Origin of the sequence: Erysipelatoclostridium sp. DFI.2.3 (genome assembly GCF_019132535.1) — a bacterium.
Taxonomy (GTDB): Bacteria; Bacillota_I; Bacilli_A; order Erysipelotrichales; family Erysipelotrichaceae; genus Clostridium_AQ; species Clostridium_AQ innocuum.
Window position 1 is genome coordinate 1 of the sequence record NZ_JAHOOJ010000034.1, and the last position, 16756, is coordinate 16756.

Consider the following 16756-nt stretch of genomic DNA (forward strand, 5'->3'; position numbering starts at 1 on the left):
CGTCCCCAATCAGCATGTATTTGAAGAAAACATCATTGTGAAAGGGGATCGGGTAATCCTTTGCATATTCTTTTTCCATAGGTAGTATCCTCCTTTTTTTCCTATATACTCTTATATACGTATGAAATATACAAAACTCCTAAAATTTTTTAAAAAATTTACAAAAATGCTTCGTATACCGGAAAACGATGTTCTGACTACCCTGGAAATACAGGAATTCACCTGTGTCCAGTCACAAGCGCGCAAAAAAAACTGCGCAACCCTGTAACGGGTGTACGCAGCTTTATCAATTTTCAGAATGGGTTATCTCAACTGTATATTCCCCATCTCTGACATCCACACGGATGGTATCGTCCTTACCTGCATTTCCTTCAATCATCCTGCGGGCAATCAAAGTTTCAATATTTCTCTGGATATAACGCTTCATCGGTCGTGCACCATATAACGGATCTACACCCTGTGTGGCAATAGCTCTGTATACAGCATCACTAACCTGTAATGTGATATCCTTATGCGCAAGACGCTGTGTAAGCTCCCTCATGAATTTATGAGCAATCTTACCTAGCATATCATCATTCAATGCATTGAAGACAACGATTTCATCAATACGGTTAATAAACTCCGGTTTAAAATATTTCTTCACTTCATTCATATAATTGGTATCACGATCAGCACCATCAAAGGCAAACTGACTTCCCAGATTGCTGGTCATGATCAGCAAGGTGTTCTTGAAATCCACAGTCACACCCTTGGAATCGGTAATGCGTCCATCATCCAGTATCTGCAGAAGAACATTAAATACATCCGGATGTGCCTTTTCAACCTCATCAAACAGAATAATGGAATACGGATTGCGACGCACAGCCTCGCTCAGCTGTCCGCCCTCATCGTAGCCGACATATCCCGGAGGCGCTCCTATCAAACGGGAAACGCTGTGCTTCTCCATATATTCACTCATATCAATACGGACGATATGGGATTCACTGTCAAACAGCTGCTCCGCAAGTGCCTTGGCAACCTCAGTTTTACCGACACCGGTTGGTCCCAGAAACAGAAAGCTTCCAATCGGGCGATGCTCATCCTGAATCTGAGCCTTACTTCGCAAAATGGCATCACTGACAAGCTCCAGTGCGTTATCCTGTCCTATGACACGTTTCTGTAAGGCTTCCTTCAGATGCAGGAGCTTCTGACGTTCACTTTCCACAAGACGGCTGACCTCCACACCGGTCCAGCGGGATACGATTTTCGCAATCAGCTCCTCGTTGACGGTTTCCTGAATAAGGGCATCCTCCTTCTGTTTGTCGGATTGTTCGCGAATCAGCTTCTCCAGATGCGGTATCGTCGCATACTGCAGCTTGGCGGCATCCTCATAACGTGCTTCATTCTGTGCCTGCTCCAGATCCAGCTTTGCCTTCTCCAGACGAACCTTGGCATCCTTGCTTTCCTCCAGCTCTGCCTTTTCATCCTCCCACTTTGTATACAGGGAGTCCTTTTCCGCCTGCAGCTGTGCAAGCTCTGTACGAATATCCTCCAGACGCTCCTTCGCCTTTTTATCTTCCTCTTTCTTTAATGCGGTTTCTTCAATCTGCAGCTGCATGATTTTTCTCTGCAGCTCATCAAGCTCCTGCGGCATAGACTCCATTTCCACCCGCAGTGTGGCACATGCCTCATCGATTAAATCAATTGCCTTATCCGGCAGAAACCGGTCGGTTATATAGCGGTTGGACATCGTTGCTGCGGCAAGAATCGCCTCATCCAGAATCTTCACACCGTGATATGATTCAAAGCGGTCCTTTAAGCCACGCAGGATGGAGATGGTATCCTCCACGCTGGGCTCCTGCACCATAACTCGCTGGAACCGCCGCTCCAAAGCCGCATCCTTTTCAATATACTGTCGGTATTCATTGAAGGTGGTTGCCCCGATACAGCGCAGCTCACCTCGTGCCAGCATCGGCTTCAGCATATTTCCGGCATCCATGCTGCCCTCTGTTTTACCGGCACCGACAAGATTGTGAATTTCATCGATAAACAGAATGATATTTCCTTCTGCCTGCTTCACTTCCTCCAGAATGGATTTCAGACGCTCCTCAAATTCACCACGGTATTTCGCACCCGCAATCAGAGAACCCATATCCAGCTCAATCAGCTTCTTTTCCTTCAGAGACTGTGGAACATCGCCCTTCATAATACGCCATGCAATACCTTCCACAACCGCGGTTTTACCAACACCCGGTTCACCAATCAGCACCGGATTGTTTTTTGTCTTACGGGACAAGATCTGAATGACACGGCGGATTTCATCATCCCGTCCGATAATTGGATCGATTTTACCGTTTTTGACATCCTCCACCAGATTACGTCCGTATTTACTCAACGCCTCCAGATTGGCCTCCGCATTCGGTGAATCCATCTTCTTACCGCCTCTGCGCTTCAGCTCCTCATCCTTGCAGGTCTTTTCATTCAGATGGAATTCCTTAACAAGCTGCTTGGATATATAGGACTTATTAAACATCAACGCAATCCAAACACTGGCAACACTCAGATAGGTTTCCTGAATACCGGCACTCCACTGCTCCGCCCTGGAAAAGGACTGAGCAACCTCGTTTGACAGCTGTGGATTGACATTGCTGCTGGTTGCCACTCTGTTCATTTCCTGATCGATCAGCGTCAGGGCTCTTGTCTTATCTATATTCAGGCGCTTGAATAAGCCATCCAGCACATCATGTTCAAAGATGGCCTTCAGCATCTGGATGGTGTCAACGGTTGTATGCTGATACGATTTGCAGATTTCCACTGCCTGCATGATAATCTCCTGCAGCTTTTCACTCATTTTATCAAAGTTCATACGATCACGCTCCTTTTTTAGCACTCTCACTCTTTAATTGCTAATGCTATTATAGCACAGTTTTTAGCACTGTCAACACTTGAGTGCTAAAAAAGAGAAAGTATAGCAAAAAAGTAGGAATATCTGAGCTTTCGTATTCTTCCTTCTGCTATGTGTCTGCGGTAAACTGCAAATACAGTTAGCCTAAAATTGCAATCGAAAGAAAATGAAGGTCAGTGAATTCTGATCGCAGAAATCATAACAGTTCGTTTTGTATACTCCTTTAGTAGCTGCGATTCTTTCCAACAGATATTCTCTCATATATTATATATACGCTGACCCTGTGTTTTTAAGTCCCTTCTAAATATGCCAGTCGTTTGATATAAGATACAGGTATTGAAAAAAGCAGGAAATATACCTGCTTTCAACATCATCAAAAGATATATAGGATAGCGCTGCGCATTTTCTTTTAAAACAGGCTTATCAAACAAACCACCTGTTTTCTTAATCGTTAAGATACTTCTTGATTTCCTGCATGTGATGGATTCTGGCATAAGCCTTGCTCTGATCCACGCCATAACGATCATCTGCATAGGCAAGCACGCGCATACCGGCAGCATTACCTGCCGCTATCCCATAGCTGCTGTCCTCTACAGCAATGCATTCCTCCGGCTTCACCTTCAGCTTTTTTGCGGCTGTCAGATAAATTTCGGGATTAGGCTTACTTTCATGAAACATCTCACCACTCAGCAGCTCATCAAAGCAGCCAACCAGATCACAGACATTCTCCATCGTCTGAATCTGATGCATGGCCGAGCTGGATGCAACTGCCGTTTTATAGCCGTGCTCCCGCAGCCAGATCAGCGTTTCCTTTACTCCCGGATTCAATACCTCATCATACCCAAATGCATGAAGCTTACAGTAATCATCCAGCTTTTCCTTAAATTTTTCCATCGGCCAGTCCATATGCATGACCCGCATGCTTTCAGTATATGTATACGTATAGGAGCTGCCAACCAGAGAATGCATAAAAGCATCATCCACCTCTGTCCCATAGCTTTTATAAAATCCTCTCAGCTGCTCCAGGTTTTTTGGTTCACTATCCACCAGCACCCCATCCATATCAAATATTACGGCTTTGATCATAATCTACCTTCTCCTTTTCCTTGCTAATCACCAGTATATCGGGACAATTCTGCTTATTATGCATCGTAATTCTGCACACGCTGAAGCAGCGGCTTTGCAACGCAGCACTCCATGCCAGCAGTGCTTCACTTTCTTCTCTGTTGCAGGCCTGTCCCCAATACAATACCAGAATCAGAATACCATGCTTTTTCAACAGATGCAATGCTTTTGTGGCCGCGCAAAGAGACGTTTTTCGCCTGGTCATGATTTCAGGATCCCCATGCGGCAGATATCCGAAATTAAAAATGCCGAGATCCAGCGGCTCCCGGATATAGATATCACAGCATTCATGTGAATCCAGAATCAGAGTGGCCTTCCCTTCCAGCTGTGCACTCTCCAGCTTTTCTCTGGTCTGCACATACGCCTGCGGCTGAATATCGAATGCATAAATATGAGAACAGTTTTTCTGCTGGGCTAGAAACAGCGTATCGTACCCCTGCCCCATGGTAAAATCCGCACAGATGCTGTTTTCTGTTAATTGGCTCTTCATGATATCATGAACGATTTCAACAACTTTTTTCATGTAATCTCCTTTTTTCATCACTGCATTCATTATATAATAGCAGTAAGGAGAATGCTATGAAAACAATAAACGATTCCCAAATACAATCTGTATTACAGCTCTTTTCAACCATTCATAAGGAAGCATGGCTGGTGGGAGGCTGTGTGCGTGATATGCTGATGGGGCGGGAGCTGCATGATTATGATATCACAACGGATGCCACGCCGTATGAGGTGATGGCGCTGTTTCAAGAAAAGGGCTACCGCGTCATACCAACCGGACTGAAGCATGGTACTGTAACCGTTCTTGTACAGGATGAGCCCATCGAAATCACAACCTATCGTACAGAAAGTGCCTATACCAATCACCGCAGTCCAGAAGCAGTCCGCTTCACCCCGGATATCGATGAGGATTTAAAGCGGCGGGATTTCACAATGAATGCCATCGCCTGGCATCCGAAGCGGGGCTTTCATGACCCTTACCATGGACAGGCAGACATCGCCAAAAAAACCATACGCTGTGTCGGAAAGGCTTCCGAAAGAATGCAGGAGGATGCTCTGCGTATTCTTCGTGCCCTGCGCTTTCACTGTACACTGCACTTCACCATTGAGGAAGAAACGGTGCAGGCTATACGCACCCATGCCCATCTGCTGTCCTATATCTCCAGAGAACGCATTCGGGAGGAATTCAACCGTATCCTGCTGCAGGATTATCCGGATACGCTGCAGCTGTTAAAGGAAATGCGGGTGCTGGATACGATTGCGGCAGGCTATACGAAGCTGATGAATAAAGAACAGAACAATCCCTGGCATATATATGATGTATTCACGCATACCGATGTGGCACTGAACCATACGAAAGGGATGGCGTTGGAAGGCAAGCTGGCCATCATTTTCCATGACACGGGAAAGCCGGCCTGTGAAACTCTGGATGCAGACGGCATCTCCCATTATTACGGACATGCGCAGAAATCTGTTGAGCTTGCCCGCTGCTGGCTGAAAAAGCTTCACTATGACAATCGGACCATACAACGCGTTTTACGCTGCATTGCATATCACGATTACAATCTCACACCGAAAAAAAGCACTTTGCGCAGATATCTTTCAAAATTTGATAATCAGCTGGAGGATGCCTTACTGGCCCTGGATGTACAGCTTGCAGACCAGCTCGCAAAAAACCCGGAGCCGGCCGCAAACGGTGTCCGGATCATCCGGCAATGCAAAGAGCTGCTGCTGCACATGCACGCGGAGGAAGAGCCTCTCAGCTTACAGACACTCGCGGTAAACGGCAGAGACATGATGGATTTCGGTCTATGCGGCAAACAGATCGGTACCGCACTGCATATGCTTCTGGACTACGCGATGCAGGATCCTTCCCGTAACACAAAAAAGCAGCTGATTGAGGAATTAAACAGGAAATGCCAAAATCTGCATAATGCATAAACCATATGGAAGCACGGTTTTACTCTCTGCTTATGCGCATATTTCAGTATGCAGAGCTTATCTGCATTCCCATCCAAAAAGGAGGCATCCCCATCGGAAAGCCTCCTTTTTCAAGCCTGACAGGTATTCACTACCTGTGCTCATTCACTTAAACGCTTCAGATCATCCACCAGCTTTTCACAAATCTCCTCATCCAGCTGTGACAGGATATACCCCTGATACGTACAGTATTTGGTTTTGATATCCTGAATGGTCTTCAGCTCGGTCTCATTGCGCACCTTATCCTGTAATTCACTGAGGATTTCCGCAGTAAGGCGAATCGGCTGATCGTATACCATCGTGATATCAGCCAGAGAACTGTTCCTCTGCCCCCGTACCTTGTTCACTGCCTGATTGAGATAGTATTCTATCATGACGGCCTGCTTGTGAATCTGTAATCCGCAACTCATATAGCATCATCCTTTCTGACAATGCTATCGTACTGCTGATTGTTACATCATGCGTGTAACAATCTCTAAAATGTAAGACTTCCGCTCAGCAAACCATAACCAACTGCCAGTACACCGCACAGCAGCATGACGGTAATCGGACTTTTTTTATATTTTCTCAACAGAAAGAAGCCCAGTGCAAACAGCAGCACACTTTCCAGATTAACATCTGCAAGCGATATCGCTTTTCCTCCCCAGAAGGCATCGATTCCCAGAGACACCCCCGCAGATGCAATCAAAGCAACCACCGCCGGACGAAGCCCTTTCAGCACTGCCTGAATCGCATCCAGCTGCCGGTATTTATAATACAGAAAGGACAGTGTCAGGACAATGATAAAGCTGGGCAGCACCACACCAAGAGATGCCACCAGTGCTCCCGGAAGCCCCGCAATCTTTGTCCCCACGAAGCTGGCGGCATTGATTGCAATCGGTCCCGGTGTCATCTGAGATATGGTCAGGATATCCGCAAATTCACGCATGCTCAGCCAGCCATGCATGGCGACGACCTGATCCTGAATAATCGGAAGCGCCGCATAGCCGCCGCCAATGCTCAAAAGCCCGATTTGCAGAAAGCTGAACAACAGCTGTAACAGTGTCATTGCAGACCACCCTCCTTCTTTATCGCACGCTCAATCAGATAGCCCAGTGCTCCGCATACGATTATGATAATAAGCAGATTGACATCAAACAAAACATTGCATACAAAGGCTGCCAGCATGATGAGCACATACACCTTCTGCGGCTGGCTCCAGACCTCCCGGCCCATCGTCCATACCACATCACAGATGGTCGCAACCACACCTGCCTGCATTCCAAACAGCATGACCTGTATCCAGCGTATCTGGATAAACGCCTCATAGCAATAGGATATCACCGTCAGAATCACAAGCGGAGGAAGTACTGTTCCTATGACTGCAACGATTGCCCCCGGGATACCGGCACAGCGATAGCCTATACTGATCGAGGCATTGACAGCGATTGCTCCGGGTGAGGATTGGGCGATAGCCACCAGATCCATCATCTCTCCCTCTTCAATCCAATGCAGATCCTCAACAAATTTCTTTCTCATCAGCGGTACGATCACATAGCCTCCACCAAAGGTACAGGCACTTAACATAAACACGGAAGAAAATAAAGTTCCGTACATTTTTGCATTTTTCTCCAATTTCATCACCTTCCCTACTATTATAGTCCTTGTCATTTCATAATGAAAATAGTATTATTATATATATTTAATAACATTTTATTATGAAAGGAGAATTTCATGACGCTACGACATCTCCGCATTTTTGTTGCGGTATGCACATGGGGAAGTATCACCAGAGCCGCAGAAAAGCTGCATATGGCACAGCCCTCGGTATCCCTTGCCATACGGGAGCTGGAGGAGTATTATCAGCTGCAGCTGTTTGACAGAATCTCACGCAAATTATATCTGACAGGTGATGGAGAGCGCTTTCTCAAATACGCCAGCCACATCACCTCCCTGTTTGATGAAATGGAAAACAGCATGGAACACTGGAGTGATATGGAAAGCATGTCCATCGGCTCGAGTATTACCATTGCCAACAGTCTGCTTTGTGAATGCCTGCACAGCTATAAGCTGGAGTATCCGAAGCGGCAGATACAGATTCTCATTGAAAATTCCATGATTCTTGAGGAGTCCATCGTTTCCAATCAGCTGGATTTGGCGCTGATTGAGGGAATTCCCACACATGAGCATATTCAGAAACTATCGTTTTTCAAGGATGAGCTTGCCGTCATCTGTGCCAGAGAGCATCCGCTGGCAGAAAAACAGAAGCTGTGTCTGCAGGATATTGCACAGGAACCGTTTTTGCTGCGGGAGAAGGGCAGCGGTACAAGAGAAATTCTGGATTCCATCATGAAGGTGCACGATATTCAACTGCATCCCATATGGGAGAGTGCCAGCACCCGTGCACTGGTTAAGGGGGTGCAGTTCGGCTTCGGTATCTCCATCCTGCCCTATCAGATGGTAAAGGCAGAGCTGGAGGCAGGCATTGTCACCCGTTTGTATTTATCGGATGTTTCCTTTCAGAGGGATTATTATATCATCTATCATGCAAACAAGCATCTGCATGCCGGCTTGATGGATTTTATCGCATCCTGCCGCCGGGTCTGTGCGAAGATTCAGGCAAAGGAATAAGCAATAGACATACAAAAACAGGCCTTGCAAGGGCTGCATGAGGTATACAAAAGAAGACTTCACCTTATTGTTTCGGGAAGTCTTTTGTGTGTATCTATTCGATTTGAATGAACGCGTAGCAGCATGCCTGTCGCGTAGTTTCCATCATGCCTGCATCCAGGATCGTAATGCTTCCTTCACCTCAGCTACAGCAGAAAATACAGCATTTGCTCCTGTAAGATACCGGTATACATAATTCCATTCCTCAACGGAGAATTTCGTATCCTCTATTTCCAGAATCATATCCGCATATTCCTGAAAAATCATCTTCTGTCGAAGATCAGAAATATAAGCAGCATCACAGTTATCAAATATATAATCCAGCAGTGCATCCTTCATGGCTTCGCCCCATTTCTTGTGTATATCTATAAAATTATACGTAAATAGACAGTGTGTTTTTTTATGATTTTCCCTCTATTTTCTTGAAAAATTGACCCTTTTCGCGAAAAATACGCCTATTTCATAAAGTATGCTTTTTTATATACATCCATTGATATTATAAAAGAATTGCACCTCATTTACAATATTTCCAATACAAAATACGAAAAAAATAGCAATTTCTGGCATGGATACGACTTTTTTACAGCTTTTTCTATTTTACACAGCTACAGCCAAAGCAAAAGGAAGCAGGGAAATCCTATATGACGATATTATTTAATGATTTCATATGAAGAACAGCCGTTTTGATTGTCATCTTATTTCCATAAGCTATATAATGAAACTGCTGCAGGCAACTGCACTTAACAGCGGCTTCTTAACTGTTCGCTGACTCCCCGAGCGCTTCTCCTGTTTTTGAAACAACTGATTATTCAATTTCATTGCTGAAGAAGAAATCATGCAGTACATATACCATAGCAGGTGATACATAAAAACGCACCATGCTCACAGAGGAACTGCTTATGATTCTGCTTTTTTAATGACTGCATCATCGTTTCCTAGTAATTGCTTTAACCGAATTTCCGATCTGTCTGAGCTTTCATATACAAAAGGAGCGCTTTTGGCCTTAACAACCGAAGCGCTCTTTCCTATATCGAGATTACTTTTATGAATGAACAGCCTATGCCTTCTGATAAGCGATTTCCCCGTTGATAATGGTATAGCGGATAACGTTTTGTATATCCAGCAAAGAGCTGTCACAGATGATGATATCCCCGTCCTTGCCCTCTTCAATGCTGCCGATGCGTTTCTCCAGTCCAAGGATTTTTGCAGGATTGATGGTGATGGCTTTTAATGCCTCCTCTTCCGGCAGACCGTCCTTCATGGCAAGTGCTGCACATAACGGCAGATATTCCTGCGGTACGACCGGTGAATCCGTCGTAATGGCGATCAGGATTCCTTCCCTGCACAGAACACCCGGCGTTGTAAAGGATTTGTTTGCCAGCTCGAATTTTGATTTATGGGTCAGGGATGGTCCGACGATAGCCGGATATCCGCTTGCCTTCACCTGTGCCTTGATAACCTCCCCATCCGTGCAATGATCCAGTGTCACATTGACATCGAATTCCTTAGCGATACGAATCACCGTCAGGATATCGTCCGCACGATGTGCGTGACATTTTAACGGCAGCTCCTTTTTGACAACCGGAATCATCGCCTCCAGCTTCATATCATAGGACGGCATTTTCAGTGGATCGTTGTTAGCGGCTTCCTTTTTTGCGATGTATTCCTTGGTCTTTGCCAGCGTTTCCCGCAGCAGCGCTGCAATGTTCATTCTGGTTTTGATGCGGCTGTCCTGATAGACACGCTTTGGATTCTCCCCAAAGGCACACTTCATCGCCACCGGATTCTGTACGACCATTTCATCAATGCTGACGCCGTGTGTTTTATAGGCCATGAAGGTACCACCGATGACATTGGCGCTTCCAGGACCTGCGGCCACCGTGGTGATTCCGGCATTGCGGGCATTGATAATCGTTTCATCCAGTGGGTTACAACCGTCGATGGCACGCACCTGCGGCGTAATCGGATCACTCATTTCATTAACATCATCACCTTCTCCGCGAATGGCGCTTTCCTCCATTCCCAGATGACAGTGAGCTTCAATCATTCCAGGGAACACCTGTTTTCCGGATGCGTCGATGATCAGTTCTCCGGTTTCCTCTTTCAGATTTTCACCGATTGCGGCAATTTTTCCATTTTGCACGCGAATATCCGCCTGTATGGTTCCGGCAGCGGCCATTGTATGAATCCTTCCATTCTTAATTAACATCTTGTCTGCTCTCCTTTGCACTTCCTATGCGTTTGTTATCAGTTCCGCAATCGTATCTCCCATCTGGGAACATGTCCGGTATGTTTTTCCATCCTCCATGATATCCTTTGTGCGATATCCCAGACGAAGTGCCGCTTCCACAGCCTCTTCGATTTCCGCAGCTTCCTGATCCATGTCAAAGGCATATTTCAGCATCATGCCTGCGGCCAGTATCGTGCCGATCGGATTGGCGATATTCTGCCCTGCGATATCCGGCGCAGAGCCGTGAATCGGCTCATACATACCGCGCTTTGTTTCCCCCAGGGATGCACTGGGGATCAGACCGATGGAGCCGGTGATCATGCTGGCCTCATCACTCAGGATATCCCCGAACATATTCTCTGTCACAACGACATCAAACTGGGATGGATCCTTCACAATCTGCATAGCGGCATTATCCACCAGCATATGTGTAAGGGTTACATCCGGATACTCTTTTGCGACTTCACTTACGATTTTACGCCATAAACGGGAGGTGTCAAGTACATTCGCCTTATCGACGGAAATAACACGGTTTCCCCTTTTACGCGCCGTCTGAAATGCCGTATGGGCAATTCTTTCGATTTCATGCGCATAGTAGCACATATTGTCACTGGCATACAGCTCTCCGTTTTTTTCCACCGTGCTTTTTTCTCCAAAATACACACCGCCGATCAATTCCCGAACGACCATAAAATCAATTCCGTTTGCGACGATATCCTTACGCAGCGGAGAGGCATCGGATAGCTCCTTAAAGATTTTTGCAGGACGCAGATTGGCATACAGACCAAGCTCCTTGCGAATGCTTAACAATGCTTTTTCCGGACGGATAGAAGGATCGACATGATCCCACTTCGGTCCGCCGACTGCCCCCAGCAGCACGCTGTCGCTGGCAAGCGCCGCATCCAGGCTTTCCTTTGGCAGTGAGGTTCCGTATTTATCAATGGCGCAGCCTCCGGCATCCACTTCCGTGTAGACAAATCTGTGTCCGTATTTCTTTGCGATGACATCCAGAACCTTCACCGCCTCTTTGACAATTTCCGGTCCAATTCCATCTCCCGGTATTACCGCGATATGCTTCTCCATTTACTTTCCCCCCTGCTCTTTAATGGCATTTAACAATCCGTTGTGCTGCATGATGTTTTGAATAAACGCAGGAAACGGCTGTGCCTGATAGGTTTCGTTTTTTGTTTTATTTATGATTTCTCCGGTATCGAAGTTGATTTCCACCTCATCCTTATCATCAATGCGCTCACTTGCCTCCACACATTCCAGGATCGGCAGACCGATGTTGATCGCATTGCGGTAAAAGATACGCGCAAAGCTTTTTGCGATCACACAGGAGATACCGCTTGCCTTAATGGCAATCGGTGCATGTTCACGGCTGCTTCCGCAACCGAAATTAAAGCCTGCCACCATGATATCGTTCACTTTGATTTTCTTTACAAAGTCCGCATCAATATCACACATGCATTTTTCTGCCAGCTCCTTAGGATCACTGGTATTCAGATATCTTGCGGGAATGATGACATCGGTATCGACATTATCCCCGTATTTATGTGCTGTTCCATTTGCATTCATGCTTACGCTACCTCCTTTGGTGCTGCGATTCTGCCCATAATGGCACTGGCTGCCGCAACAGCCGGGCTTGCCAGATATACCTCGGAATCTACATGCCCCATCCGACCGACAAAGTTCCGGTTCGTTGTCGCTACACAGCGTTCATTTTCCGCCAGTATTCCCATATAGCCGCCCAGGCATGGACCACACGTTGGTGTGGATACCACGCAGCCTGCATCGATGAAGATTTCCGTATAACCCAGTTGTATGCACTGCTTGTAAATTTCCTGTGTTGCCGGAATGATGATGGCACGCACTCCTTTTGCCACATGCTGACCCTTCAGAATCTGTGCAGCCTCTGCCATATCGGATAGCCGTCCGTTGGTACAGGAGCCGATGACAACCTGATCAATCCTCACAGGCTCTTTGATTTCATCCATCGTTCTGGTGTTTTCCGGCAGGTGCGTGAAGGCTACCGTATGGGTGATCTGGCTCAAATCCAGATGATACACATTGCAATACTCTGCGTCCGCATCTGCTTCATAGGTAACATATGGACGGCTTACACGATCCTTGACATAAGCCTCCGTAATCTCATCGAAGGCGAAAATTCCGTTTTTGGCACCGGCTTCGATTGCCATGTTTGCCATGCATAAGCGATCATCCATGCTCAGACTCTGTAAACCGATACCGCTGAATTCCATCGATTTATACAAGGCGCCATCCACACCGATCATGCCGATGATGTGTAAAATGACATCCTTTCCACTGACATGCGGTGCGAGCTTTCCACGCAGATCAAATTTGATAGCTTCCGGAATTTTAAACCAGCATTTGCCGGTAGCCATGCCTGCGGCCATATCCGTACTGCCCACACCGGTGGAGAAAGCGTTCAGCGCTCCGTACGTGCACGTATGGGAGTCCGCACCGATGATGCATTCCCCAGGTCCTACGATCCCCTTCTCCGGAAGCAGGGCATGCTCGATTCCCATTTCCCCGACATCGTAAAAGTGCTCGATGTTCTTCGCATAGGCAAAGGTACGGCATGCCTTGCACTGCTGTGCTGCCTTGATATCCTTGTTTGGCGCAAAATGATCCATAACCATGCTGATTTTTCCCGGATCAAACACCTGTGAAAAGCCGTATTTTTCAAATTCCTTAATAGCAACCGGTGATGTGATATCATTTCCCAGTACCATATCCAGATTCACTTCGATCAGCTGTCCTGCCTCCACGTGATCCAGACCGGCATGTGCTGCCAGAATCTTCTGTGTCATTGTCATTCCCATAATGGTTTTCCTCCTGCTGTTATTGTTTAAGCCTCTGCTTTTTTTCTGCCTCGCGGCGCTGTGCGACTGCCCGGTTGATGGCTGAGAATAATGCCTGTACACTGGATGCGATGATATCATCATGCAGTCCCACACCCCACTGATTCTTTTTGCGGCAGTCGATGATTTTCACATAGGATACCGCTCTGGACGAGGACCCCTTGCTTAATGCATGCTCCTTGTAATCCAGTATGTCAAAGGTCAGCTCCATATTGTCACGCAGCGCATTGCTGACGGCATCCAGACGACCGTTTCCCGTAGCAGTGATAAACTGCGTTTTTCCTTCATAGGTGATATTCATCGTTACGGTTACAATATCTCCCTGACGGACAAAGTGATAATCATTGAGCGCATACGGCGCATTGACATTCATGTATTCCTTCTGGAACAGATCGTTGATCTCATTTGGCAGCAGCTCCTTGTGCTCATGGTCGGATACATCCTTCATATAATAGCCAACCTGCTCGCGCATATCGGATGGCAGATCATAGCCGTAGTATTCCTCGAGCATGTAGCCGATGCCGCCCTTACCGGATTGCGAGTTGATGCGGATAACATCTGTTTCATAGACACGTCCGACATCTCTTGGATCGATTGGCAGATACGGTACCGTCCAGTGATCAGGATCCTGGGCATCACGGTAATGCATGCCTTTGGCAATGGCATCCTGATGAGAGCCGGAGAAGGCTGCGAATACCAGCTGACCGGCATAGGGCTGACGCATGTGTACCTGCATACGGGTACAGCGCTCATAAACCTCGACAATGTGCGGCATATCCGTGAAGTTCAGCTCAGGATCGATTCCCATCGCATACATGTTCATTGCAAGTGTAATAATATCCACATTTCCGGTACGCTCCCCGTTGCCAAACAGCGTTCCCTCGATGCGGTCCGCACCTGCCAGAATACCCATTTCCGTATCAGCAACGCCACACCCGCGGTCATTGTGCGGATGCAGGGATACGATAACATTCTCACGATAGTTCATATGCTTGCACATGTATTCAATCTGCTGTGCATAAATATGCGGCATACTCATTTCCACAGTCACCGGCAAATTGATGATGACCTTGTTGTCCGCAGTTGGCTGCCATATATCCAATACGGCATTGCAGACCTCCAGGGCATAGTCCACCTCTGTTCCGGTAAAGCTTTCCGGTGAGTATTCAAAGCGGTAATTGCCGCCGTCCTCTTCTGTCAGCTTCTTTAACAGCTTGGCCCCCTCCACAGCGATATTCAGAATTTCTTCCTTTGATTTTTTGAACACCTGCTCGCGCTGTGCCAGAGATGTGGAATTGTATAAATGAATCACCGCATTTTTTGCGCCCTTAACAGCTTCAAAGGTTCTGCGGATGATATGCTCTCTTGCCTGTGTCAGTACCTGAACCGTTACATCCTCCGGAATCAAATCCTCATCGATCAGCTTGCGCAGAAATTCAAATTCCGTCTGACTGGCTGCCGGAAAGCCGATTTCAATTTCCTTAAAGCCAACCTCTACAAGCAGCTGGAAAAACTCGATTTTTTCATCCAGACTCATCGGTATGATCAATGCCTGATTGCCATCCCGCAAATCCACGCTGCACCATTGGGGTGCTTTTTCTATATATTCTTTCCCTGCCCAGTCCATGCATGGCTCCGGTGGTAAAAAATACTGTCGTTTGTACTTCTGATATCCTTCCATCATCCTGTCCTCCTTTTTGTAACAAAAAAAACTTCCATCTCTATCCTAAGAGACGGAAGTTTATCACCAATTCCGCGGTACCACTCTTGTTGAATGATGAAAAGCATCATTCCCCTCACATATCCAGACTTCGAATATGTTCTCACGATAACGTGTGAGCAGACGGTAACGTTTACTGACATCGTGTGATGTGTTCAGGTTACAGCTTACGGGTGAGTGGATAAGATTTCTGCTCCGCTTTTCACCAGCCAGCGGCTCTCTACAGCAGAAGGTTCCTATGCTGGTCCCGATCCTTGCCTTTGGTTTTGTAGTCACTAACAAAAGGATATAGCATTTTTTGTAAATTGTCAATGTATTTCTGTAATTCCGTTACATTATTTTGTGAAAATATTTTCATATTTTTTTCATCACGGCTTGCTGTTTTATCACAGAAGACAGCTGTGCTCATATCATGGAACCACAGGGATACTAATATTCTTCCGGTATTGCGATATAACCGCTGTGCTTGAAGGCCTCCGTCTGCAGCTCCCTGACAATGGATACCCCTGCACTTGTCCCAATACGCAACGCTCCACTGGAAACCATTTTTTTGAATGTACGTGCATCCCGTATTCCTCCGGAGGCTTTTACCTTGACTGCGGTACCGACACACCTGCGCATCAGTGCCACATCCTCTGCAGTAGCTCCTGCGCTTCCAAAGCCGGTTGAGGTTTTCACAAAATCCGGTTTGACAGCCACCGCAATTTTACACATCTGTTTGATTTCATCCTTTGTCAGATAACAGGTTTCCAAAATGACCTTGCACAGCTTTCCATTGTTTCTGCATACCGTGACGATTTGCTGCATTTCCTCTTTTACATACTCCCAGTTTCCGGCCTTAACTTCCGTTAAATTGATCATGTAATCAATTTCATCCGCTCCGTTTTGTATGGCATCCTCCGCTTCAAACACCTTGGCAGCGATTGTTGTCTGTCCCAGCGGAAAGCCGATTGCAGCTCCCACATGAATATCACTGTCCCGTAAGTATTCCGCACATAATGCGGTTTGTGAGGAATTGATGGCAGCCATCGCGAAATGATATTCTCTGGCTTCCTTACACAGCTTTTCCATCTGTTTGCGTGTTGCATCTACCTTGACATAGGTATGATCAATCATCCTTGCCAGTTCTTCTACTGTCCATCGTTTCATAAGTATCTCCTATCCAGAAAAGTCCTGCCTTTTCTTATTGATATATCACACCCCTGTTGTTACCTAGAAGGAAGGGGGATCCTGTAGATGAAATGCTTACTTCAATGCGATATGCTGATTTCAATTCTTAT

Annotated in this window: 15 protein-coding genes, 1 pseudogene and 1 other annotated feature; of the genes and pseudogenes, 2 read left to right on the plus strand and 14 right to left on the minus strand. The window is 46.5% G+C overall.

Features of this window, described 5'->3' with window-relative positions:
• From KSZ58_RS23435 to KSZ58_RS20950, 4 genes and pseudogenes are all read right to left on the minus strand, one after another.
• Window positions 1–130: pseudogene (locus tag KSZ58_RS23435) on the minus strand (transposase); the annotation flags it as partial.
• Window positions 131–286: 156 nt separating this feature from the next.
• Window positions 287–2845, minus strand: coding sequence for an ATP-dependent Clp protease ATP-binding subunit (locus tag KSZ58_RS20940; RefSeq protein WP_002610436.1), 2559 nt, complete (start codon window positions 2843–2845; stop codon window positions 287–289).
• 483 nt (window positions 2846–3328) lie between these two features.
• On the minus strand, window positions 3329–3970 hold the full coding sequence (locus tag KSZ58_RS20945) for an HAD family phosphatase (RefSeq protein ID WP_008817569.1): 642 nt from the start codon (window positions 3968–3970) through the stop codon (window positions 3329–3331).
• Window positions 3948–4532, minus strand: coding sequence for a class I SAM-dependent methyltransferase (locus KSZ58_RS20950; RefSeq protein WP_002610432.1), 585 nt, complete (start codon window positions 4530–4532; stop codon window positions 3948–3950). The genes KSZ58_RS20945 and KSZ58_RS20950 overlap by 23 nt, the downstream gene beginning before the upstream one ends.
• Window positions 4533–4588: 56 nt before the next feature.
• Between KSZ58_RS20950 and KSZ58_RS20955 the strand changes: the two genes are divergently transcribed.
• Window positions 4589–5953, plus strand: a complete 1365-nt coding sequence (locus tag KSZ58_RS20955; RefSeq protein WP_008817570.1) for a CCA tRNA nucleotidyltransferase — start codon at window positions 4589–4591, stop codon at window positions 5951–5953.
• A gap of 140 nt (window positions 5954–6093) precedes the next feature.
• Here the strand turns inward: KSZ58_RS20955 and KSZ58_RS20960 are convergent, their stop codons facing one another.
• From KSZ58_RS20960 to KSZ58_RS20970, 3 genes are all read right to left on the minus strand, one after another.
• Window positions 6094–6402: a hypothetical protein gene (locus KSZ58_RS20960; protein ID WP_009271008.1), complete on the minus strand. Its 309-nt coding sequence runs from the start codon at window positions 6400–6402 to the stop codon at window positions 6094–6096.
• Window positions 6403–6467: 65 nt separating this feature from the next.
• Entirely contained in the window at window positions 6468–7040 is a 573-nt protein-coding gene (locus tag KSZ58_RS20965; protein WP_002610425.1) for a chromate transporter, read from the minus strand.
• The gene (locus tag KSZ58_RS20970; RefSeq protein WP_002610423.1) at window positions 7037–7612 is read right to left on the minus strand and encodes a chromate transporter; all 576 of its coding nucleotides are present in this window, start codon (window positions 7610–7612) and stop codon (window positions 7037–7039) included. The genes KSZ58_RS20965 and KSZ58_RS20970 overlap by 4 nt, the downstream gene beginning before the upstream one ends.
• Before the next feature lie 93 nt (window positions 7613–7705).
• Between KSZ58_RS20970 and KSZ58_RS20975 the strand changes: the two genes are divergently transcribed.
• Complete coding sequence (locus KSZ58_RS20975) at window positions 7706–8602, plus strand: LysR family transcriptional regulator (RefSeq protein ID WP_009271009.1); 897 nt, start codon at window positions 7706–7708, stop codon at window positions 8600–8602.
• Window positions 8603–8746: 144 nt separating this feature from the next.
• On the opposite strand, the gene KSZ58_RS20980 is transcribed toward KSZ58_RS20975, so the two are convergent.
• From KSZ58_RS20980 to deoC, 7 genes are all read right to left on the minus strand, one after another.
• Window positions 8747–8980, minus strand: a complete 234-nt coding sequence (locus tag KSZ58_RS20980) for a hypothetical protein (protein WP_002610418.1) — start codon at window positions 8978–8980, stop codon at window positions 8747–8749.
• A 718-nt stretch (window positions 8981–9698) separates the two neighbouring features.
• Window positions 9699–10850, minus strand: a complete 1152-nt coding sequence (locus KSZ58_RS20985) for an amidohydrolase (RefSeq protein WP_008817573.1) — start codon at window positions 10848–10850, stop codon at window positions 9699–9701.
• A 24-nt stretch (window positions 10851–10874) separates the two neighbouring features.
• Complete coding sequence (leuB, locus tag KSZ58_RS20990) at window positions 10875–11954, minus strand: 3-isopropylmalate dehydrogenase (protein WP_008817574.1); 1080 nt, start codon at window positions 11952–11954, stop codon at window positions 10875–10877.
• Complete coding sequence (gene leuD / locus KSZ58_RS20995) at window positions 11955–12449, minus strand: 3-isopropylmalate dehydratase small subunit (protein ID WP_008817575.1); 495 nt, start codon at window positions 12447–12449, stop codon at window positions 11955–11957.
• Window positions 12450–12451: 2 nt separating this feature from the next.
• A complete protein-coding gene (gene leuC / locus KSZ58_RS21000; protein ID WP_009271010.1) occupies window positions 12452–13717 on the minus strand; it encodes a 3-isopropylmalate dehydratase large subunit in 1266 nt (421 codons plus the stop codon).
• 19 nt (window positions 13718–13736) lie between these two features.
• Window positions 13737–15437 carry a 2-isopropylmalate synthase gene (gene leuA / locus KSZ58_RS21005; RefSeq protein ID WP_009271011.1) on the minus strand — a complete coding sequence of 567 codons (1701 nt, stop codon included), beginning with the start codon at window positions 15435–15437 and terminating at the stop codon, window positions 13737–13739.
• Window positions 15438–15482: 45 nt separating this feature from the next.
• Window positions 15483–15740 (minus strand) — a binding site (T-box leader).
• 165 nt (window positions 15741–15905) lie between these two features.
• Window positions 15906–16625: a deoxyribose-phosphate aldolase gene (deoC, locus tag KSZ58_RS21010; protein WP_009271012.1), complete on the minus strand. Its 720-nt coding sequence runs from the start codon at window positions 16623–16625 to the stop codon at window positions 15906–15908.
• Between the last annotated feature and the right edge of the window lie 131 nt (window positions 16626–16756).

Coding starts and splice junctions, on each gene's coding strand:
- KSZ58_RS20940 (WP_002610436.1), bottom strand. CDS start 2,845: ATGAACTTTGATAAAATGAGTGAAAAGCTGCAGGAGATTATCATGCAG.
- KSZ58_RS20945 (WP_008817569.1), bottom strand. CDS start 3,970: ATGATCAAAGCCGTAATATTTGATATGGATGGGGTGCTGGTGGATAGT.
- KSZ58_RS20950 (WP_002610432.1), bottom strand. CDS start 4,532: ATGAAAAAAGTTGTTGAAATCGTTCATGATATCATGAAGAGCCAATTA.
- KSZ58_RS20955 (WP_008817570.1), top strand. CDS start 4,589: ATGAAAACAATAAACGATTCCCAAATACAATCTGTATTACAGCTCTTT.
- KSZ58_RS20960 (WP_009271008.1), bottom strand. CDS start 6,402: ATGAGTTGCGGATTACAGATTCACAAGCAGGCCGTCATGATAGAATAC.
- KSZ58_RS20965 (WP_002610425.1), bottom strand. CDS start 7,040: ATGACACTGTTACAGCTGTTGTTCAGCTTTCTGCAAATCGGGCTTTTG.
- KSZ58_RS20970 (WP_002610423.1), bottom strand. CDS start 7,612: ATGAAATTGGAGAAAAATGCAAAAATGTACGGAACTTTATTTTCTTCC.
- KSZ58_RS20975 (WP_009271009.1), top strand. CDS start 7,706: ATGACGCTACGACATCTCCGCATTTTTGTTGCGGTATGCACATGGGGA.
- KSZ58_RS20980 (WP_002610418.1), bottom strand. CDS start 8,980: ATGAAGGATGCACTGCTGGATTATATATTTGATAACTGTGATGCTGCT.
- KSZ58_RS20985 (WP_008817573.1), bottom strand. CDS start 10,850: ATGTTAATTAAGAATGGAAGGATTCATACAATGGCCGCTGCCGGAACC.
- leuB (WP_008817574.1), bottom strand. CDS start 11,954: ATGGAGAAGCATATCGCGGTAATACCGGGAGATGGAATTGGACCGGAA.
- leuD (WP_008817575.1), bottom strand. CDS start 12,449: ATGAATGCAAATGGAACAGCACATAAATACGGGGATAATGTCGATACC.
- leuC (WP_009271010.1), bottom strand. CDS start 13,717: ATGGGAATGACAATGACACAGAAGATTCTGGCAGCACATGCCGGTCTG.
- leuA (WP_009271011.1), bottom strand. CDS start 15,437: ATGGAAGGATATCAGAAGTACAAACGACAGTATTTTTTACCACCGGAG.
- deoC (WP_009271012.1), bottom strand. CDS start 16,625: ATGAAACGATGGACAGTAGAAGAACTGGCAAGGATGATTGATCATACC.